This window comes from Cronobacter sp. 153480017-3 (assembly GCF_053627815.1).
Map to the genome: position 1 here is coordinate 517684 of NZ_JBSEYN010000002.1, position 20618 is coordinate 538301.

The window sequence follows — 20618 nt, forward strand, 5'->3', positions numbered from 1 at the left end:
GGAACCGAACGATGCGTATTAGTACACAAATGATGTATCAGCAGAACATGCGGGGCATTACCGACTCGCAGAGTACCTGGCTGAAATACGGTGAGCAGATGTCCACCGGTAAACGCGTTAACCGTCCGTCTGACGATCCGATCGCCGCAGCCCAGGCTGTGGTGCTCTCCCAGGCGCAGGCGCAGAACGAGCAGTACACCCAGGCGCGTACTTTCGCGACGCAGAAAGTGTCGCTGGAGTCGAGCGTCCTGTCTCAGGTGACAAGCGTTATCACCTCCGCGCAGGAAAAAATCGTTTACGCGAACAACGGTACGCTGAGCGACACCGACCGCGCGTCGGTCGCAACAGACCTGCAGGGGATGCGCGATCAGCTGCTGAACCTGGCAAACAGCACCGATGGTAATGGCCGCTATATTTTCGCAGGCTATAAAACCGATGCCGCGCCGTTCTCCGGTACGCCTGGCAACATCACCTATAACGGCGGCACCGAAAACATCACGCAGCAGGTGGATTCCGCGCGCACAATGGTTATCGGCCATACCGGCGATCTGGTGTTCGACCGTATCACCAGCAACGCCAAGCCGGAGCCGGATGGATCGCCGAGCGAAACCAACCTGTTTAAAATGCTCGACTCCGCTATCGCCGCGCTGAAAACGCCGATGGAAGGCGCGGATGAAACGACCCAGCAGGGCCTGCTGGACGCCGTATCTAAAACTTCGCGTGGGCTTAGCAACGCCCTGGATAACGTCGGCACCGTACTGGCGGAAGTCGGTACTCAGCAGAAAGAGCTGGAAAACCTCGATCAGCTGGGCGCGGAACGTACGCTGGGCCAGACGGCGCAGATGAGTAACCTGGTGGATGTGGACTGGAACTCGGCCATCTCCTCCTACGTGATGCAGCAGGCGGCGCTTCAGGCTTCCTACAAAGCGTTTAGCGACATGCAGGGTATGTCGCTGTTCCAGTTGAATAAGTAAGTTTGTCGATTTGAAGCATGTCATGAAACTGGGCATGCTTGATGTGCCCGCCTCGTTATCCTGAGGCGGGCTTTTTTTTGCCTATTGTGCAGCCTGTTGCGCTGCAATTTCTGCCGGACGCGCTTTCTGTGTGAGGCGAATCACAAGCGCCACGCCACCGGCAAGCGTTGCCAGCGCCACCACGGCAGGCCAGCCGCCCAGCGCCCAGGCTTTACTGCCGAGCAGTGAACCGAGGGCCATACCCACAAACACACCGGTAAAGAGCAGGGCGTTAAGACGACCGCGCGCTTTCGGCTCCAGGCTGTAAACCAGCGTCTGATGCGCCACCAGCGACGACTGCAACCCTAAATCAAAACCCACCGCTGCGACGGCAATCAGCACCAGTTGCATGGAAGGCGAAAGCAGCGGCAACGCAAACATGGCAGCAAATGAGATCATCACCAGCAGGCTGCCGAGCTGCGTGACACGCGCCGGACCAAAGCGATCGGACAGCGCACCGGAGAGCGGAGCGGCCAGCGCGCCCGCAGCCCCCGCCAGACCGAAAGCCCCCGCGACGGCGCTTCCCATGTGGAATTTATCGGCCAGCATCACCGCGAGCATCGACCAGAACGCGCTAAAGCCAATCGACAGAAACCCTTGCGCCATCGCCGCGCCGCGCAGCGTCGGGTAGCGTTTCCACAGAACGCCCATCGAGTGCAGGAGGGCCGGGTAGCTCAGCGTTGCATGGGTTTCAAAACGCGGCAGTACGCGCCACAGCACCAGCCCAATGAGCACGATGCTGGCGGCGGCGAGCTGATACATCACCCGCCAGCCAAAGGCCGCGCTGATAACGCCGCTCACCGAGCGGGAGAGCAGAATGCCAAGCAACAGACCGGTCATCACGGTGCCGACGATTTTACCCTGCTGGCCGGCAGGCGAGAGGATCGCGGCGGCGGGCACGATATCCTGCGCCATGGTCGCCATCATGCCCACCAGCAGGCTTAATACCAGCAGGCTGTGCAATCCGCCGCTCAGGCTGTAGAGCGCCAGCATGACGGCGAGCGTCAGGCATTTCACCAGAATCAGCGTGCGGCGGTCATGGCGATCGCCCAGCGGCAGCAAGAACAGAATACCAAGCGCGTAGCCCGCCTGGGTCAGCGTTGGGATAAGGCCCATGCCGTCAACGCTCAGATGCAGATCGCTGCCGATAAGCGGCAGGATGGGCTGCGCGTAGTAAATCGAGGCGACGCTCAGCCCCGTCGCCATCGCCAGAATCAGTATCAGTAATCGTGAGAGCCCAGGGGCGGGTTGTGCAGCGTTGTTATGGTTATTCATGGTGAAACCCTCGTAAGTAGTCAGTGCGAAGGATTGTCCGCCCGCGGCGGCTGGCGCGGTAGAGGCCGACATGATAAAACGGTTATACGTCTGGCGTATGACAGAGAGAAATAAGATGGGTATTGAGCGTATAGACCGCGTGGAGCTGATGCATACCTTTGTGCGCATTATTGAGAGTGGCTCGCTCTCCGCCGCCGCGCAGCAGATGAATACCACCCAGGCGACCGTCAGCCGTCGGCTGAAATCGCTGGAAGATTTGCTTGGGGCGAGGCTCCTGCTGCGTACCACGCACGCCATGAAGCTCACCGATGACGGCGAGCGCTGCTATCAACATGCGCGCAGCGTGCTGGCGAGCTGGCAGGCGCTTGAGGATGAAATCAAAAACGCCGAAGGGGAGCCGGTTGGCGTTCTGCGTGTGCGTGCGCCGCACGCGTTTGGTCAGGATCAGCTTATCGCGCCGCTTACCGCGTTTTTAAACCGTTATCCGGGGCTGTGCGTCGACTGGATGCTGAATGACAAATCGCCGGACTTTATCAGCGATAACATCGACTGTGCGCTGCACGTCGGCCCGGATATCGACCCGTCGGTGATTGCCGTTGAGCTCGCCGAGGTGCCGCGCATCGTGGTGGCGTCGCCTGAGCTTCTGGCGCGTCACCCGCCCGTCGAGGATATTGACAGCCTCGCCGCGCTGCCGTGGGTGGCGCTCAGCACGTTTTACCGGCGTGAAGTCACGCTGCATCATACCGGGAGCGGCGAGCGGCAGGCGTTTACGGTGCTGCCGCGGCTCAGTTCCGACAGCTTGTACGCTATCCGCCGCACGATCCTTAACGGGCTTGGCGTGGGGATGATTTCCGCGTGGGCGGTGGAGGAGGATTTGCGCGAAGGGCGTCTGGTGCAGCTGTTGCCGCAGTGGCAGGCGCCCGCGCTGCCGGTATATCTGCTCTATCCGTGGGCGCGCTACTATCCGGCGCGGCTGCGTCGTTTTCTGGAGCTGATGAAAGCGGTGATGCCCGAGCTTGCGGGAATGCGGCAGGTGACCGCCACCAAAAAACAGGGGAAAGCAGGCAATAAAAAAGCCGGTCATTGACCGGCTTTTTTGTGCGGGGAAGGTTACTCCACCGGCTGAGGACGCGTTGCAGGGGCAGAGGCCTGATGGGTGGCGCTGTGACCGCCCGCCGCGCCTTTACCGCTGAACTCGAACGCCGGGCGAACCCAGTCGCTGTGACGCGGCGGCTCCGGGACATATTCCGGTGCCGGTGCGCGGGTCATGGGTGCTGAGGCGACGCTTGCGGACGCGACAGCCACCACCGGCGCTTTCACGTCGTCTTGCGGCGTTTCAACCGGCGCGGCTTCCGCGGCTTTCACCGGCTCATCAGCAATCACTTCCGGCTGAGGTGCCTGTTCAGGTGCGCTTTCTGCGATGTCAGCAGCGGCTTCTTCACGAGGCGCTTCTTCAGCGACCGGGGCGTCAGCCGGAACGGCTTCCTGTGCGACCTGCTCAGCGACGGCCTGATCCTGCGGCTCGATAAGCTGCGGCTCGGCGTCAACCGGCGCGGCAATCGCTTCAGGATGCGTGGTTTCCACAACTGGCTCCTGCGGTGCAGTTTCCACCACAGACGGCTCGACCACCACGGCTTCAGCGACCGGCGCAACCGGTGCTTCAGTCGCCTGGGTTTCAGCCACCGGCGCGGTGTTCTGCTCCAGCTGCTGTTCGTCCTGCTCCTGTACACGCGGCAGCGGGTAGCGGATCCAGACTTTACCGGACGCCATTTCTGGCGACGCGCACGCGACGGTCAGCGGCATCGGCGACTGGGTCGGGTAACGCTCGTCACGGTAGCGACGACGGCGCTGGCCGCTGACGCGCAGGTGACGCGGGGAACGGCGAGAGCGACGCGGCATACCGGCGTTTTCGCTGCCCGTCTGGTTGGTCTCTTCAGCGACGGCAGGCGTTTCCACGTTGGCTGGCAGCGCCAGCGGTGCGGCTTCTTCACGCGGTTCAGCGACCGGCGCGTCGGTGGTGCCGACAGCTTCTGCTTCCGCTGCGGATTCGATACGCACTTTCTGGCTCAGCTGGCGTGGTTTACGGCGCGGCATTACCTGAACAACGCGATCTTCCTGTTCGGTCTCTTCAACGGCCTCATCACGGTTCAGCGCGCTGACTTCCTGCTGTGCCTGACGTTTCTCTTCAGAACGACGGCGGTTGCGTTCGCGGCGCGGAGACTGCGGCTGATCGTCACGGGATTTCGCCTTATCGGCGGCCTCTTCAGCAACCGGGGCGCGGGTTTCACGCGCTTCGGTGTTCTGCTGTTTCTCACGGCGGTTACGGCGGTTCTCTTCGCGCGCTTCGCTGTTGTCACGGTTATCGCGATTGTCGCGGTTATCACGGGACGGACGCTCGCCGCGTTCACTGCGATCGCCACGCTCGTTACGGTCGCGACGGTTGTTCTGACGACGACCGTTGCGGCGCTCCTGTTGTTTCTCGTCGCGGTTTTTCGCAGGCTGCTGCTCCGGCTCGCTCGCGACAGGCTGTGCCTGCGGCTCGCTGGCGAACAGGCTCTTCAGCGCGCTGATGGCGCGGCTCAGGAAGCCTTCTTTGGCAGGCGCTGCGGCATTGACCGGCGCTTTCGGCGCGGCGGTTTCGGCTTTCGGTGCGGTGGTTTCCTGCGGCACTGGCGGCACGTCCGGCATTACGAATGTGGCAAGTGCAGGCTGCTCAGGACGTTTACGCTCGGCGTATTCGTCTTCAGACGGCAGTGCCATCGCTTCTTCATGCAGCTTCGGCAGCATGTAGCTCAGGGTATGCGTCTCTTCGCCTTTACGCACGCGCAGTACGGAGTAGTGCGGCGTTTCCATCTGATCGTTTGGCACGATCACGCAGCGCACGCCGCCCTGACGGGTTTCGATAGCGGTGATGGCTTCACGCTTCTCGTTAAGCAGGTAGGAGGCGATGGGCACCGGAACGATAGCGTGAACTTCCTGGGTGTTCTCTTTCAGCGCTTCTTCTTCAATCAGACGCAGAATGGAGAGCGACAGAGATTCGTTATCGCGGATGGTGCCGGTGCCGCTACAGCGCGGACAGACGTGATGGCTGGATTCGCCAAGCGACGGGCTCAGGCGCTGACGGGACATCTCCAGCAGGCCGAAGCGGGAAATATGGCTAATCTGGATGCGCGCGCGATCCTGACGCACCGCTTCGCGCAGACGGTTTTCCACCGCGCGCTGGTGGCGTACCGGCGTCATATCGATGAAGTCGATAACGATAAGACCGCCTAAGTCGCGCAGGCGCAGCTGGCGGGCGATTTCATCCGCCGCTTCCAGGTTGGTGTTAAACGCCGTCTCTTCGATATCGCCGCCGCGGGTCGCGCGGGCGGAGTTGATGTCGATAGCGGTCAGCGCTTCGGTGGTGTCGATAACAATCGAGCCGCCGGACGGCAGACGCACTTCGCGCTGGAAGGCGGACTCAATCTGGGATTCTATCTGATAGTGGCTGAACAGCGGAATTTCACCGGTGTAGAGCTTAATTTTGCTGCTGAAATCCGGACGACCCAGCGCCGCGATGTGCTGGCGGGCCAGCTCAAGCACTTTCGGGTTATCGATAAGGATTTCGCCGATGTCCTGGCGCAGATAGTCGCGAAACGCGCGCACGATGACGTTACTTTCCTGATGGATAAGGAACGGTGCCGGGCGGTTTTCAGCGGCTTTTTTTATGGCTTCCCAGTGCTTGAGGCGGAAGCTTAAATCCCACTGCAGCGCTTCGGCGGATTTACCGACGCCTGCGGTGCGCACGATAAGCCCCATGCCATCCGGCAGCTCCAGGCTTGAAAGCGCTTCTTTAAGCTCGGTGCGATCGTCGCCTTCGATACGGCGAGAGATACCGCCCGCACGCGGGTTGTTCGGCATCAGCACGAGGTAGCTGCCCGCGAGGCTGATAAACGTCGTCAGCGCTGCGCCTTTGTTGCCACGCTCTTCTTTGTCTATCTGAACGATGACTTCCTGGCCTTCGCGCAGGACATCTTTAATATTCGGACGACCATGAGAGGCGTAGTTTGCGGGGAAATATTCGCGGGCGATTTCTTTTAAGGGGAGGAAACCGTGTCTTTCGGCGCCATAATCCACAAATGCGGCTTCGAGACTGGGTTCAATGCGGGTGATTTTGCCTTTGTAGATGTTCGCTTTTTTCTGCTCGTGTCCAGGACTTTCGATATCCAGGTCGTACAGACGTTGCCCATCCACGAGGGCGACGCGCAACTCTTCCTGCTGAGTTGCGTTAATTAGCATTCTTTTCATCGTAACTTACTCGTTATTCTTACATTGACGACAAAGCTGCGGGCATGGTGACGCTGACCGGGAGTGAACCGATGGCCTCGTGACTGTTCGCGCCGTCAACCTCCCGGTTGTCGAACGCTTAAGAGGCGCAGAGTGTCGGTAGCCTGTATTTCAGGTGGAAATACAGCGCAATTATCAGAGGAATGACCGGGATTGTTTCTCCGGAAGCTTCCCTTTACCGGCCAGGCTGCAACCCGCAGCCCGCTAACTGCCTGAAAGTTCAACACGTCTTACGCCATTGCCGCGTGGAAGGACTGTCAGGCAAAACTGGTAATTCCGCAAAATTCCTTGTCTAAACAAGTCTCAACACGGAAAACAGTCGCATTATTCCATTGCTAAGCTTGATATAGCAAGCTGACTTTTGCCCTTTATCACCGACTTACTCACAGTTTTTTAACTTCTTGTTCGTCAGTTCCGCCGAAGCGGTGACAAAACGAACTCATTAGCTGTGTGAATCGATGAGTTAGTAAATATAAGCATATAAAAATGTGTGGCGCTACGGGCATCCGGTATTTAGAATCGCGCACCATGAAAACAGAGACTCCATCCGTAAAAATCGTTGCCGTTTCCGCCGATCAGGCCGGGCAGCGTATCGATAATTTTTTGCGCACCCAGTTGAAAGGCGTGCCGAAAAGCATGATTTACCGCATCCTGCGCAAAGGCGAAGTGCGCGTGAACAAAAAACGCATTAAGCCAGAATATAAGCTCGAAGCGGGCGATGAAGTGCGCATTCCGCCGGTTCGCGTAGCGGAGCGCGAAGAAGAGGCGGTTTCCCCGCATTTACAGAAGGTGGCGGCGTTAAGCGACGTTATCCTTTATGAAGATGACCATATTCTGGTGCTGAATAAACCGTCCGGCACCGCCGTGCACGGCGGCAGCGGGCTGAGCTTCGGTGTTATCGAGGGGCTGCGCGCGTTGCGCCCTGAGGCGCGTTTCCTGGAGCTGGTACATCGCCTCGATCGCGATACCTCCGGCGTGCTGCTGGTGGCGAAAAAGCGCTCGGCGCTGCGTTCCCTGCATGAACAGTTGCGCGAGAAAGGGATGCAGAAAGATTATCTGGCGCTGGTGCGCGGACAGTGGCAGTCGCATGTGAAAAACGTGCAGGCGCCGCTTCTGAAAAATATTCTGCAAAGTGGCGAGCGTATCGTGCGCGTGAATCAGGAAGGGAAACCCTCCGAGACGCGTTTTAAAGTGGAAGAGCGCTTTGCCATTGCGACGCTGGTACGCTGTAGCCCGGTGACAGGACGCACGCATCAGATCCGCGTTCATACGCAGTATGCGGGCCACCCCATCGCGTTTGACGATCGCTATGGCGACCGCGCGTTTGACATGCAGCTGGCGTCAACCGGCCTTAACCGGCTTTTCCTGCATGCGGCGGCGCTGCGCTTTGAGCATCCAGGCACCGGCGAGACGATGCGTATTGAAGCGCCACTGGACGACGAACTTAAGCATTGTCTGAAAGTGTTACGCGCGGGCGGCTGACAGCCTCCCGAATGTAGTAGTTCTCAGGTTTGCCTCCCCGCGTTGCGGTTTGAAATGCACTATACTGAACACCCGGCTTAGGCCGGGTGTTTTTTTATACAATTACAACCGCATGGAGATGAAAATGGCCTGGTTACAATCCCGGACATGGAAACGTGTTTTCTTTACCCTGTTTCTGACAGGCATGGTGTGGCAGCTCGCTGGATGCGATAACGATAAAGAACCGGAGCAGCGCAAAGCGTTTATCCAGTTCCTCCAGACTCGCATTCTGCCGTCTGAAAAACTGTCCGTCCCGACGCTGACCGCGCAGGAAAAAGAGAGCTTTGGCAAGTACGCTGATGATTATGCCATCCTTAGCGATTACTCCAGCGAAATGACCACGGCGTTTTCCGGCAACGATCAGGCGATGCGCCAGATGCGCAGCGTGACCAGTGCGAAAGATATGGTGGAAAAGCGCGACACTATCGAGAAATCCCGCAAAGAAGTGGGGAATATCGAGTCAAAACGTGCCGACACCATGAAGAGCGTGGAAGATCGTTATTCCAAACTGAAACAGCCGGACGACCTGAAAGCGGTGTTTGACCAGGCCTATCAGAAAACTGTGGTGCGCCCGAACGCGCTGCTGACCCAGACGCTGTCGCTGACCGACGCCATTCTTGGCCAGGCGCTGGATATCGGCAACTACCTGAATAGCCTTGGCAATAAAGTGCAGTACACTGGCGCGATGGCACAGTTTACCGACCAGAAACAGCTGGATCTGTTTAACGAAAAACTGAGCGCGATGCGTGAGAAGCAGCAAGAGCTGCTGACCGTTGCGCGTCAGCTGGCAGGCATGCAGTAAGTCTCGCCCCGCACTATAAAAAAGCCCTGCATTGCAGGGCTTTTGCGTTTTAAGCGCTCAGCGATGGGCGAGAGGATCGACCCCTTCGTTTCTGAGCATTTCACAAAGCCGAATGAGAGGCAGGCCCACCAGCGTGTTCGGGTCGCGCCCGTCGAGACGCTCAAAGAGCGTGATGCCAAGCCCTTCGCTTTTAAAACTGCCCGCGCATTGCCACGGTGTTTCGCGATGCAGATAGTTTTCGATTTCACTTGTAGTCAGCGAGCGGAAATGGACGTGAAAGGGCTCGCAGTCGACCTGATACGCGCCGGTCTCGCTATTATAAAGCGCGAGGCCAGTATAAAACGTCACAACGTTACCGCTGGCCTGTTGCAACTGCTTAATCCCATTTTCAAAGGTGTGCGGTTTGCCGGTAATGGTATTATTCAGCACGCAAACCTGATCGCTGCCGATAATCAAATGCCGGGGATATTTCTCCCGCAGCGCTTGCGCTTTTTGCAAAGCCAGCCTTAATACTAATTGTTGTGCGGTTTCATCCGCGTATGGGGTTTCGTCGGTCTCGGGGGCTGCGGTTTCAAACGGTAAACCGAGCTTTTCTAACAGGCTACGGCGGAACGGCGACGTGGAAGCAAGCACGATTGAGGTCATATTTTTCAGGGAAAGATAGCGAATCGATGTGCGCTATTTTAAACTGTCGGCCGCAATGTGTGCGAATAAATGGTAAAAGGTGTTTCAAACCCGCCTTTTTCTTTGACTCTATGACGTTACAAAGTTAATATGCGCGCCCTATGCAAAAGGTAAAATTACCCCTGACTCTTGATCCGGTTCGTACGGCTCAAAAACGCCTCGATTACCAGGGTATCTATACTCCTGAACAGGTAGAGCGTATCGCCGAATCTGTGGTCAGTGTGGACAGCGATGTCGAATGCTCCATGTCGTTCGCTATCGATAACCAGCGTCTCGCCGTGATGAAAGGCGATGCGACGGTTACGGTAACGCTCGCGTGTCAGCGTTGCGGCCAGCCGTTTAGTCATCAAGTCCACACAACGTATTGTTTCAGCCCGATCTCTAACGACGATCAGGCGGAAGCACTCCCGGAAGCGTATGAGCCGATTGAAGTTAATGAATTCGGCGAAATCGACCTGCTGGCAACGGTTGAAGATGAACTCATCCTCGCTCTGCCTGTAGTTCCGGTGCATGATTCTGAACACTGTGAAGTGTCCGAGGCGGACATGGTGTTTGGCGAACTGCCTGAAGAGGCACAGAAACCAAATCCATTTGCCGTGTTAGCCAGTTTAAAGCGTAAGTAATTGGCGTTTCCCGCGCGAGCGGGAATAAGCCGTAATTGAGGAGTAAGGTCCATGGCCGTACAACAGAATAAACCCACTCGTTCCAAGCGCGGTATGCGTCGTTCTCATGACGCGCTGACCGCTGTCACCAGCCTGTCTGTAGACAAAACTTCTGGTGAAACCCATCTGCGTCACCACATCACCGCCGACGGTTACTACCGCGGTCGCAAGGTTATCACTAAGTAATCACGCGTAAGCGTGGTTGAGCTTAGTGCGCTTTCCCCGCTTAAGCGGGGATAACCGTAACCTGGCGATATCTTGACACCTCTAACCCTGGCGTTAGATGTCATGGGCGGGGACTTTGGTCCTGCCGTGACAGTGCCTGCAGCATTGCAGGCACTGAATTCTGATCCACATTTGCATCTTCTTTTAGTCGGCGATCCCGACGCCATCACGCCATTACTTGCCAGAGCTGATTTTGAACAACGTTCGCGGCTGCAGATCATTGCGGCAGAGTCGGTTATTGCCAGTGATGTCCGTCCTTCACAGGCTGTGCGCAACAGCCGCGGCAGTTCTATGCGTATCGCGCTGGAGCTGGTGAAAGAAGGGCGCGCGCAGGCCTGCATCAGCGCCGGTAACACCGGCGCGCTGATGGGGCTTGCTAAACTGCTGCTTAAACCGGTCGACGGGATTGAGCGGCCCGCGCTGGTGACGGTGCTGCCGCATCAGCAGAAAGGAAAAACGGTGGTGCTCGATTTAGGCGCCAACGTGGATTGCGACAGCACGATGCTCGCGCAGTTTGCGATTATGGGCTCAGTGATGGCGGAAGAGGTGCTCGGCATCAAAAATCCGCGCGTCGCGCTGCTCAATATCGGCGAAGAAGAAACGAAAGGGCTGGATAGCATTCGTGACGCTGCCGCGTTGTTAAAAACGGTGCCATCGTTGAACTATATCGGCTATCTCGAAGCCAACGAATTACTGACCGGCAAAACCGATGTGCTGGTATGCGACGGTTTTGTCGGTAACGTCACGCTAAAAACGATGGAAGGTGTTGTCAGGATGTTCCTTTCGCTGCTCAAATCGCAGGGCGAAGGAAAAAAACGGTCGTGGTGGTGGCTTTTATTAAAGCGTTGGTTACAAAAAAGCCTCTCAAGGCGATTCAGTCACCTCAACCCCGACCAGTATAATGGCGCCTGTCTGTTAGGATTGCGCGGCACGGTGATTAAGAGCCACGGTGCAGCCAATCAGCGAGCTTTTGCGGTCGCGATTGAACAGGCAGTGCAGGCGGTGCAGCGACAAGTTCCTCAGCGGATTGCCGCTCGCCTGGAATCTGTATTACCCAAGAGTGACTGAGCGTACATGTATACGAAGATTATTGGTACAGGCAGCTATCTGCCTGAACACGTGCGGACGAACGCCGATCTGGAAAAAATGGTGGAAACCTCTGATGAGTGGATTGTCACTCGCACTGGTATCCGCGAGCGTCGCATTGCGGCGCCCGGCGAAACCGTCGCCACTATGGGCTACGAAGCGGCACTGCGCGCCATCGACATGGCCGGTATCGACAAAGAACAGATTGGCCTGATTATCGTCGCCACCACCTCCGCCACGCACGCTTTCCCGAGCGCCGCCTGCCAGGTGCAGGGCATGCTCGGCATCAAAGGCTGCCCGGCATTTGACGTTGCCGCCGCCTGCGCCGGTTTTACCTATGCGTTAAGCATTGCCGATCAATACGTGAAATCCGGTGCGGTCAACAATGCGCTGGTGATCGGCTCCGACGTGCTGGCGCGTACGCTCGATCCTGAGGATCGCGGTACGATCATTCTGTTCGGCGATGGCGCTGGAGCAGTTGTACTGGGTGCCAGCGAAGAGCCGGGCATTCTCTCCACGCATCTGCATGCCGACGGTAGCTACGGCGAACTGCTGACCCTGCCAAACCAGGATCGCGTAAACCCGGACAGCCCGACCTTCCTGACCATGGCCGGGAATGAAGTCTTTAAAGTGGCAGTGACGGAACTGGCACATATTGTCGACGAGACGCTGGAAGCGAATAAACTGGATCGCGCCGATCTCGACTGGCTGGTACCGCATCAGGCGAACCTGCGCATCATCAGCGCCACTGCGAAAAAACTCGGCATGTCGATGGATAATGTCGTTGTCACTCTCGACCGACACGGCAACACCTCTGCGGCTTCCGTGCCATGTGCGCTGGATGAAGCGGTACGCGACGGGCGCATTCAGCGGGGCCAACTGGTGCTGCTGGAAGCCTTCGGCGGCGGCTTTACCTGGGGTTCCGCACTGGTTCGTTTTTAATCGAGAAGGATAAAAAAATGACGCAATTTGCTTTTGTATTCCCGGGCCAGGGCTCTCAGGCCGTGGGAATGCTGTCTGACATGGCGGCAAATTTTCCCGTTATTGAAGCGACGTTTCGCGAAGCCTCCGCGGCGCTGGGCTATGATCTCTGGGCGCTGGTGCAGCAAGGCCCGGCGGAAGAGCTGAACAAAACCTGGCAGACGCAGCCTGCGCTGCTGGCCGCTTCCGTCGCGCTGTGGCGTGTATGGCAGGAGCAGGGCGGTAAAGCGCCTGCGCTGATGGCCGGTCACAGCCTTGGCGAATATTCCGCGCTGGTGTGCGCAGGCGTTATCGATTTCGCTGATGCGGTTCGTCTGGTTGAACTGCGCGGTAAATTCATGCAGGAAGCGGTGCCGGAAGGCACGGGCGCGATGGCCGCGATTATCGGTCTGGACGACGACGCGATTGCTAAAGCCTGTGAAGAGGCGGCTGAAGGGCAGGTGGTTTCACCGGTTAACTTCAACTCGCCAGGCCAGGTGGTTATCGCTGGTCACAAAGAAGCCGTTGAGCGTGCGGGCGCTGCCTGTAAAGCCGCGGGCGCTAAACGTGCGCTGCCGCTGCCGGTGAGCGTGCCATCCCACTGCGCGCTGATGAAGCCTGCCGCTGAGAAACTGGCTGCTGAGCTTGAAAAAATTACGTTTAACGCCCCGCAGATTCCGGTAGTAAACAACGTTGACGTGAAATGCGAAACGTCGCCGGAAGCTATCCGCGATGCGCTGGTGCGCCAGCTTTATAGCCCGGTGCAGTGGACGAAGAGCGTTGAATTTATCGCGGCGCAGGGCGTCACGCAGCTGTATGAAGTGGGCCCGGGCAAAGTGCTGACCGGCCTGACAAAACGTATTGTTGACACCCTGACGGCGGCGGCGATTAACGAGCCTGCCAGCCTGTCAGCGGCACTTGCGCAATAAAACGAGGAAAACCATGAGCTTTGAAGGAAAAATCGCGCTGGTCACCGGTGCGAGCCGCGGTATCGGCCGCGCTATCGCCGAAACCCTGGCCGCACGTGGCGCTAAGGTTATCGGCACCGCGACCAGCGAAAGCGGCGCGCAAGCGATTAGCGACTATCTGGGCGCGAATGGCAAAGGCCTGATGCTGAATGTGACCGATGCGGCATCCATCGAATCGGTTCTGGAAAATATTCGCGCAGAATTTGGCGAAGTGGACATTCTGGTCAATAATGCCGGAATCACCCGTGACAACCTGCTGATGCGAATGAAAGATGACGAGTGGAACGATATCATCGAAACCAACCTGTCATCGGTTTTCCGTCTGTCAAAAGCGGTAATGCGAGCTATGATGAAGAAACGTCACGGTCGCATTATCACTATCGGTTCTGTGGTCGGTACCATGGGAAATGCCGGTCAGGCCAACTACGCTGCGGCGAAAGCGGGTCTTATCGGTTTCAGTAAATCGCTGGCACGCGAAGTGGCGTCCCGCGGTATTACGGTAAACGTTGTTGCTCCGGGCTTTATTGAAACGGACATGACGCGTGCGCTGTCTGACGATCAGCGTGCGGGTATTCTGGCGGAAGTTCCTGCGGGTCGTTTAGGCGACGCAAAAGAAATCGCCAGTGCGGTTGCATTTTTAGCCTCTGACGAGGCCGGGTACATCACTGGTGAGACCCTGCACGTCAACGGCGGAATGTACATGGTTTAACCACGAATAAAATTATTTGCGTTATCAGGGCAATTGCCCGCAAAATAGCGTAAAATCGTGGTAAGACCTGCCGGGATTTAGTTGCAACTTTTTCAACATTTTATACACTACGAAAACCATCGCGAAAGCGAGTTTTGATAGGAAATTTAAGAGTATGAGCACTATCGAAGAACGCGTTAAGAAAATTATCGGCGAACAGCTGGGCGTTAAGCAGGAAGAAGTTACCAACAATGCTTCCTTCGTTGAAGACCTGGGCGCTGATTCTCTTGACACCGTTGAGCTGGTAATGGCTCTGGAAGAAGAGTTTGATACTGAGATTCCGGACGAAGAAGCTGAGAAAATCACCACCGTTCAGGCTGCCATTGATTACATCAACGGCCACCAGGCGTAAGTGAACATCTCCAGGCGGTCGCTCGACCGCCTGAGTTTTATCTTTTAGTCCCACAAGTATCTACTAATATCATCCCTCCCTGGAGGACAAACGTGTCTAAGCGTCGTGTAGTTGTGACCGGACTGGGCATGTTGTCTCCTGTCGGCAATACCGTAGAGTCTACCTGGAAAGCTCTCCTTGCCGGTCAGAGTGGCATCAGCCTGATCGACCATTTCGATACTAGCGCCTATGCAACGAAATTTGCTGGCTTAGTAAAGGATTTTAACTGTGAAGAGATCATCTCGCGCAAAGAACAGCGCAAGATGGATGCCTTCATTCAATATGGAATTGTCGCCGGCGTGCAGGCCATGCAGGATTCCGGCCTTGAAGTGACGGAAGAGAACGCCACCCGCATCGGAGCGGCTATCGGTTCCGGCATCGGCGGTCTTGGCCTTATCGAAGAAAACCACAGTTCGCTGGTTAACGGCGGCCCGCGGAAAATCAGCCCTTTCTTCGTGCCATCAACGATTGTCAACATGGTGGCCGGTCACCTGACCATCATGTACGGTCTGCGCGGTCCCAGCATTTCCATCGCCACTGCGTGTACTTCAGGCGTGCACAACATCGGCCATGCGGCGCGTATCATCGCCTATGGCGATGCTGACGTTATGCTCGCAGGCGGTGCTGAGAAAGCCAGTACGCCGCTTGGCGTCGGCGGTTTCGGCGCGGCGCGTGCGCTCTCCACCCGTAACGATAACCCGCAGGCGGCAAGCCGTCCGTGGGATAAAGACAGGGATGGTTTTGTGCTGGGCGACGGCGCGGGCATCATCGTACTCGAAGAGTACGAGCACGCAAAAAAACGCGGCGCGAAGATTTACGCTGAACTGGTCGGTTTTGGTATGAGCAGCGATGCTTACCACATGACCTCTCCGCCGGAAAACGGCGCAGGCGCGGCGCTGGCGATGGTCAATGCGCTGCGTGACGCCGGTATCGACGCAGGCCAGATCGGCTATGTCAACGCGCACGGCACTTCTACGCCTGCAGGCGACGTTGCCGAAGCGCAGGCAGTGAAATCGGTCTTCGGCGACGCGGCAAAACGCGTACTGGTGAGCTCCACCAAATCGATGACCGGCCATCTGCTTGGCGCGGCGGGTGCGGTAGAGTCTATCTACTCCATCCTCGCGCTGCGCGATCAGGCTGTTCCGCCGACTATCAACCTGGACAATCCGGACGAAGGCTGCGACCTCGACTTCGTTCCGCATGAAGCGCGCCAGGTAAGCGGTATGGAGTATACCCTGTGTAACTCCTTCGGCTTCGGTGGCACCAACGGCTCTCTGATCTTCAAAAAGGTCTGACAGTCGTCACAAAGGCCCGCCCCGCGCGGGCCTTTGTACATTCTCCCTTCCTCTTGCTCCCTGTCGGTCATCCTGCGAGACTAATGCGCTACCCGTTAAGGAGCCTCTATGCTGTTAATTAATGGTATCGAACAGGATTGCCTGTCGGCGACCGATCGCGCCGTGCAGTTCGGTGATGGCTGCTTTACGACCGCCCGCGTTCGTGATGGCGTCGTTCATTTACTGGAAGCGCATCTGGCGCGCCTGCACGAAGGCTGTGAACGGCTCATGATCCCCGTGCTGGATATCGACACGTTGCGTAACGAAATGCGCCAGGCGGCGCAGGGGCAGGGGAGCGCAGTTGTGAAAGTTATTATTTCCCGCGGCGCAGGCAAGCGCGGCTACAGTATTGCCGGTTGCAGCGCGCCCACGCGCATTGTGTCGCGCGGCGCGTACCCTGACTTTTATAGCGAATGGCGCGAGCGCGGCGTAAGCCTCGCGACAAGCCCCGTGCGCCTCGGGCGCAACCCCCATCTCGCAGGCATTAAACATCTTAACCGACTCGAACAGGTGTTGATCCGCACGCATCTTGAGCAGACATCCGCCGATGAGGCGCTGGTGCTTGACAGCGAAGGGTGGGTTACGGAATGCTGTGCGGCTAATTTGTTCTGGCGTAAAGGAAAAGCGGTGTTCACTCCCCGTCTCGATCAGGCTGGCGTTGACGGCCTTATGCGGCGTCATATTATTGGTTTGCTGAATCAGTCAGTCTGGCGATTGTCTGAAATTAACGCGCCCGCCAGTGCGCTTGAAGAGGCGGATGAAGTCTTCATCTGTAACGCGCTGATGCCGCTGGTGCCGGTGCGCAGCATTGACGGCCACGCTTACGCCTCGCGCGAACTGTATCACTACCTCATTCCCCACTGTGAATAACCGGGTTCCCATGAAGAAAATGTTGCGCGTCGCGCTTCTGCTGGTTCTTGTGCTTGCCATCGCGGCCGGCGTCGGTTACTGGAAAGTGCGCCAGCTGGCGCAAAGCCCGCTGCCGATTACGGCAGAAACGATTTTCACGCTGAAGCCCGGCACCGGGCGTCTGGCGCTTGGTCAGCAGCTCTACGACGAAAAGCTCATCACGCGCCCGCGCGTGTTTCAATGGCTGTTGCGCCTGGAGCCTGAGCTTTCACATTTTAAAGCGGGCACTTATCGATTCACGCCACAAATGACCGTTCGTGACGCCCTGCGTTTGCTGGCGAGCGGCAAAGAGGCGCAGTTCCCGATCCGCTTCGTCGAAGGGATGAAGCTGAGCGACTGGCTGAAACAGCTGCGCGACGCGCCGTATATCAAACATACGCTTAAAGATGACGACTACGCGACGGTCGCGCAGGCGCTCAAGTTTGAGCATCCGGAGTGGGTGGAAGGCTGGTTCTGGCCAGATACCTGGCTCTATACGGCGAATACGTCTGACGTGACACTGCTGAAACGCGCTCACGACAAGATGGTAAAAGCGGTCGATAACGTCTGGAAAGAGCGTATGGACGGACTGCCGTATCAGGATCCGAACCAACTGGTGACGATGGCCTCGATTATTGAGAAAGAGACGGCGGTGGCTGCTGAACGCGATCGCGTCGCCTCTGTCTTTATCAACCGCCTGCGTATCGGCATGCGCCTGCAAACGGACCCAACGGTCATTTACGGCATGGGTAAGGATTACAACGGTAAGCTGTCGCGTAAAGATCTGGAAACGCCGACGCCGTATAATACCTACGTCATTAGCGGCTTGCCGCCAGGCCCTATTGCCATACCGGGCGAGGCGTCGCTGAAGGCGGCAGCGCATCCGGCGAAAACGCCGTATCTCTATTTCGTGGCGGACGGCAAGGGTGGCCACACGTTTACCACGAATCTCGCCAGCCATAATCGTGCGGTGCAGGATTATCTCAAGGCGCTTAAGGATAAAAATGAGCAGTAAATATATTGTTATTGAAGGCCTGGAGGGCGCGGGGAAAACCACAGCGCGCAATCTGGTGGTGGAGACGCTGAAATCGCTTGGCGTGACCGACATGACGTTTACCCGCGAGCCGGGCGGCACGGTGCTGGCGGAAAAACTACGCAGCCTGGTGCTGGATATTAAATCGGTCGGCGATGAAGTGATTACCGATAACGCGGAAGTGCTGCTGTTTTACGCGGCGCGCGTACAACTGGTGGAAACGGTCATTAAGCCTGCGCTTGCGCGTGGCGAATGGGTGATCGGCGATCGTCATGACCTCTCAACGCAGGCCTATCAGGGCGGCGGGCGCGGTATCGACCGACAGCTGCTGGCGACACTGCGTCAGGCGGTGCTCGGCGATTTCGCCCCCGATCTGACGCTTTATCTGGATGTCGATCCGCGCATCGGGCTTGAACGCGCGCGCGCGCGCGGTGAGCTCGATCGTATCGAACAGGAGTCGCTCGACTTCTTTAATCGCACTCGCGCCCGCTATCTTGAACTGGCCGCCGCCGATCCGCGCATCATCACGATTGACGCCTGCCAGCCGCTGGAGGCAGTCAGTCACGATATTCGTGCGACGGTGACGCGCTGGGTGCAGGAGCAGCAATAATGAAATGGTATCCGTGGCTGCGCCCCTCGTTTGAACATCTGGTCGGCAACTGGCAGGCCGGCAGGGGACACCATGCGGTATTGATCCACGCGCTGCCCGGCATGGGCGACGACGCGCTGATTTACGCGCTGAGCCGCTGGCGCATGTGTCAGCAGCCGCAGGGCCAGAAAAGCTGCGGCGAGTGCCGCGCCTGCCAGCTGATGCAGGCGGGCACGCACCCGGATTATTATCTGGCGGAGCCGGAGAAGGGCAAATCGACGCTCGGCATCGACGCTATCCGCGACATCAGCGAAAAGCTCTACGATCGCGCGCGGCTCGGCGGCGCCAAAGTGGTCTGGATCAAAGAGGCGGCGCAGCTGACCGAAGCGGCGGCGAATGCGCTTTTGAAAACGCTGGAAGAGCCGCCGGAAAACACCTGGTTTTTGCTGGGCTGCCGCGTGCCGGAGCAGCTGCCCGCAACGCTTCGCAGCCGCTGTTTTAGCTGGCATCTCGCGCCACCCGACACGCGCTATGCCGAGGCCTGGCTTGCACGCGAGACGCAGGCGGAGCCGTCGCGTATCAACGCCGCGCTGCGTCTTACCGGCGGTGCGCCCGCCGCCGCGCTTGAGCTGCTCCAGCCGGAGCAGTGGCAGCAGCGCGTGGCGCTTGGCGATAAAATGACAGCGGCGCTGACGAGCGGCGACTGGCTCTCTCTGTTGCCTGCGCTTAACCATGAACAGGCGCCATTTCGTCTGCACTGGCTGGCCGCGTTTTTGATGGACGCGCTGAAGTGGCGACACGGAGCGCAGAGCGCGCTGGTCAATACCGATTACCCGGTGCTGGTGGCGCAACTGGCGCAACGGTTTTCACCTGCCGTCATTCAGGCGATGCTCGATTCTCTGTTCCGCTGTCGCGACAGGCTGCTCAATGTCGCAGCCGTCAATCGCGAACTGCTGCTCACCGAACTGTTACTCACCTGGGAGCGCTACATGCGCCCTGACGCGGTGCTTCCTTCTTATCACCTCTGAGAGAGACGTTATGTTTTTAGTCGACTCACACTGCCATCTCGATGGCCTGGATTATCAGTCTCTGCATAAAGATGTGGATGACGTGCTGGCGAAAGCCGCCGCGCGCGACGTGAAATATTTACTGGCGGTGGCCACGACGCTGCCGGGCTATAAAACGATGCGCGAGCTTATTGGCGAGCGTGACAACGTGGCTTACTCCTGCGGCGTGCATCCGCTCAATCAGGACGAAGCGTACGATGTGGAAGAGCTTCGTCGCCTGGCCGCCGATCCGCGCGTGGTTGCGATGGGCGAAACGGGCCTTGATTACTACTACACGCCGGAAACTAAAGCCCGCCAGCAGGAATCCTTCCGCCATCATATCCGCATTGGCCGTGAGCTGAACAAGCCCGTTATCGTCCATACACGCGATGCCCGCGAGGATACGCTCGCTATTCTGCGCGAAGAAAAAGTGACGGACTGTTCAGGCGTACTACACTGTTTTACGGAAGACAAAGAGACGGCGGGTAAACTTCTGGATCTGGGTTTTTACATCTCCTTTTCCGGCATTGTGACCTTCCGCAATGCGGAGCAGATCCGCGAGGCCGCGCGCTATGTTCCGCTCGACCGGATACTGGTGGAAACTGACTCGCCGTACCTGGCGCCGGTTCCGCATCGCGGTAAAGAGAATCAGCCAGCGATGGTGCGCGATGTGGCGGAATATATGGCGGTACTTAAGGGCGTAAGCCTGGAAACGCTTGCTGAAACCACTACCCGCAACTTCTCCACGCTGTTTCATATCGACCTCGCCACGCTGCAATCTGCCTGAAAATCTGAGTTATTTTAAAGCTCGTAATTAATGGGCAAAGCGAGTAAAGTTCACCGCCGAAATTCGGGCGGTGAACGGCGATTTATAAACATCCTGAAACACTTAATGTAAAGAATCGCAAGTTTTTGCCCAGGGCTTGTTTGAAACGTGATAGCCGTCAAACAAAGATCGCGTGATTTATTTTACTCTGCGTAATAAATAAAGGGCGCTCAGATGCCCTGTTTATGGCCCGTTTCTCCCCCGGGCTGATGCGTGAAACGCGTAAAAAAAGCACAAATAC

20 protein-coding genes are annotated in these 20618 nt (G+C 57.6%); 17 read left to right on the top strand and 3 right to left on the bottom strand.

Annotated elements, in window-relative coordinates; all coding sequences use genetic code 11:
* The first annotated feature begins 11 nt into the window (after window positions 1-11).
* A complete protein-coding gene (flgL, locus tag ACUW6V_RS06870) occupies window positions 12-974 on the top strand; it encodes a flagellar hook-associated protein FlgL (protein ID WP_007866788.1) in 963 nt (320 codons plus the stop codon).
* Window positions 975-1055: 81 nt separating this feature from the next.
* On the opposite strand, the gene ACUW6V_RS06875 is transcribed toward flgL, so the two are convergent.
* On the bottom strand, window positions 1056-2288 hold the full coding sequence (locus tag ACUW6V_RS06875; protein ID WP_454038161.1) for an MFS transporter: 1233 nt from the start codon (window positions 2286-2288) through the stop codon (window positions 1056-1058).
* 115 nt (window positions 2289-2403) lie between these two features.
* Between ACUW6V_RS06875 and ACUW6V_RS06880 the strand changes: the two genes are divergently transcribed.
* Window positions 2404-3375, top strand: a complete 972-nt coding sequence (locus tag ACUW6V_RS06880; protein WP_015386798.1) for a LysR family transcriptional regulator — start codon at window positions 2404-2406, stop codon at window positions 3373-3375.
* A 23-nt stretch (window positions 3376-3398) separates the two neighbouring features.
* Here ACUW6V_RS06880 and rne read toward each other — a convergent pair whose 3' ends face one another.
* Window positions 3399-6575, bottom strand: a complete 3177-nt coding sequence (rne, locus tag ACUW6V_RS06885) for a ribonuclease E (protein WP_454038162.1) — start codon at window positions 6573-6575, stop codon at window positions 3399-3401.
* Window positions 6576-7142: 567 nt separating this feature from the next.
* On the opposite strand from rne, the gene rluC reads away from it, so the two are divergent.
* A complete protein-coding gene (rluC, locus tag ACUW6V_RS06890; protein ID WP_081396405.1) occupies window positions 7143-8096 on the top strand; it encodes a 23S rRNA pseudouridine(955/2504/2580) synthase RluC in 954 nt (317 codons plus the stop codon).
* Window positions 8097-8220: 124 nt separating this feature from the next.
* Window positions 8221-8937: a DUF3053 family protein gene (locus tag ACUW6V_RS06895; RefSeq protein WP_007866801.1), complete on the top strand. Its 717-nt coding sequence runs from the start codon at window positions 8221-8223 to the stop codon at window positions 8935-8937.
* 57 nt (window positions 8938-8994) lie between these two features.
* Here the strand turns inward: ACUW6V_RS06895 and ACUW6V_RS06900 are convergent, their stop codons facing one another.
* Complete coding sequence (locus ACUW6V_RS06900) at window positions 8995-9582, bottom strand: Maf family protein (RefSeq protein WP_012125082.1); 588 nt, start codon at window positions 9580-9582, stop codon at window positions 8995-8997.
* Window positions 9583-9722: 140 nt separating this feature from the next.
* Here ACUW6V_RS06900 and yceD point away from each other — a divergent pair, with 140 nt between their 5' ends.
* The 13 genes from yceD (at window position 9723) to ACUW6V_RS06965 (ending at window position 20338) form a co-directional block, all read left to right on the top strand.
* On the top strand, window positions 9723-10244 hold the full coding sequence (yceD, locus tag ACUW6V_RS06905) for a 23S rRNA accumulation protein YceD (protein ID WP_007782922.1): 522 nt from the start codon (window positions 9723-9725) through the stop codon (window positions 10242-10244).
* Window positions 10245-10295: 51 nt separating this feature from the next.
* Complete coding sequence (gene rpmF, locus ACUW6V_RS06910; protein WP_004385196.1) at window positions 10296-10469, top strand: 50S ribosomal protein L32; 174 nt, start codon at window positions 10296-10298, stop codon at window positions 10467-10469.
* A gap of 72 nt (window positions 10470-10541) precedes the next feature.
* The gene (gene plsX, locus ACUW6V_RS06915) at window positions 10542-11576 is read left to right on the top strand and encodes a phosphate acyltransferase PlsX (RefSeq protein ID WP_071602526.1); all 1035 of its coding nucleotides are present in this window, start codon (window positions 10542-10544) and stop codon (window positions 11574-11576) included.
* A 6-nt stretch (window positions 11577-11582) separates the two neighbouring features.
* Window positions 11583-12536: a beta-ketoacyl-ACP synthase III gene (locus ACUW6V_RS06920; protein WP_004385195.1), complete on the top strand. Its 954-nt coding sequence runs from the start codon at window positions 11583-11585 to the stop codon at window positions 12534-12536.
* Between the two features lie 17 nt (window positions 12537-12553).
* On the top strand, window positions 12554-13483 hold the full coding sequence (fabD, locus tag ACUW6V_RS06925; protein WP_142407946.1) for an ACP S-malonyltransferase: 930 nt from the start codon (window positions 12554-12556) through the stop codon (window positions 13481-13483).
* A gap of 13 nt (window positions 13484-13496) precedes the next feature.
* The gene (gene fabG / locus ACUW6V_RS06930; protein ID WP_007707910.1) at window positions 13497-14231 is read left to right on the top strand and encodes a 3-oxoacyl-ACP reductase FabG; all 735 of its coding nucleotides are present in this window, start codon (window positions 13497-13499) and stop codon (window positions 14229-14231) included.
* A 154-nt stretch (window positions 14232-14385) separates the two neighbouring features.
* Window positions 14386-14622, top strand: coding sequence for an acyl carrier protein (gene acpP, locus ACUW6V_RS06935; RefSeq protein WP_000103754.1), 237 nt, complete (start codon window positions 14386-14388; stop codon window positions 14620-14622).
* 92 nt (window positions 14623-14714) lie between these two features.
* On the top strand, window positions 14715-15956 hold the full coding sequence (fabF, locus tag ACUW6V_RS06940; RefSeq protein WP_004385192.1) for a beta-ketoacyl-ACP synthase II: 1242 nt from the start codon (window positions 14715-14717) through the stop codon (window positions 15954-15956).
* 108 nt (window positions 15957-16064) lie between these two features.
* Complete coding sequence (gene pabC / locus ACUW6V_RS06945; RefSeq protein WP_454038163.1) at window positions 16065-16865, top strand: aminodeoxychorismate lyase; 801 nt, start codon at window positions 16065-16067, stop codon at window positions 16863-16865.
* Window positions 16866-16875: 10 nt separating this feature from the next.
* Window positions 16876-17898: a cell division protein YceG gene (gene yceG, locus ACUW6V_RS06950; RefSeq protein ID WP_014729136.1), complete on the top strand. Its 1023-nt coding sequence runs from the start codon at window positions 16876-16878 to the stop codon at window positions 17896-17898.
* Window positions 17888-18526, top strand: coding sequence for a dTMP kinase (gene tmk / locus ACUW6V_RS06955; RefSeq protein WP_007888922.1), 639 nt, complete (start codon window positions 17888-17890; stop codon window positions 18524-18526). Before yceG ends, tmk begins: the two co-directional genes overlap by 11 nt.
* Window positions 18526-19533, top strand: a complete 1008-nt coding sequence (gene holB, locus ACUW6V_RS06960) for a DNA polymerase III subunit delta' (RefSeq protein WP_004385188.1) — start codon at window positions 18526-18528, stop codon at window positions 19531-19533. Before tmk ends, holB begins: the two co-directional genes overlap by 1 nt.
* Window positions 19534-19543: 10 nt before the next feature.
* Complete coding sequence (locus ACUW6V_RS06965; protein WP_007866811.1) at window positions 19544-20338, top strand: metal-dependent hydrolase; 795 nt, start codon at window positions 19544-19546, stop codon at window positions 20336-20338.
* The last annotated feature ends 280 nt before the right edge of the window (window positions 20339-20618 follow it).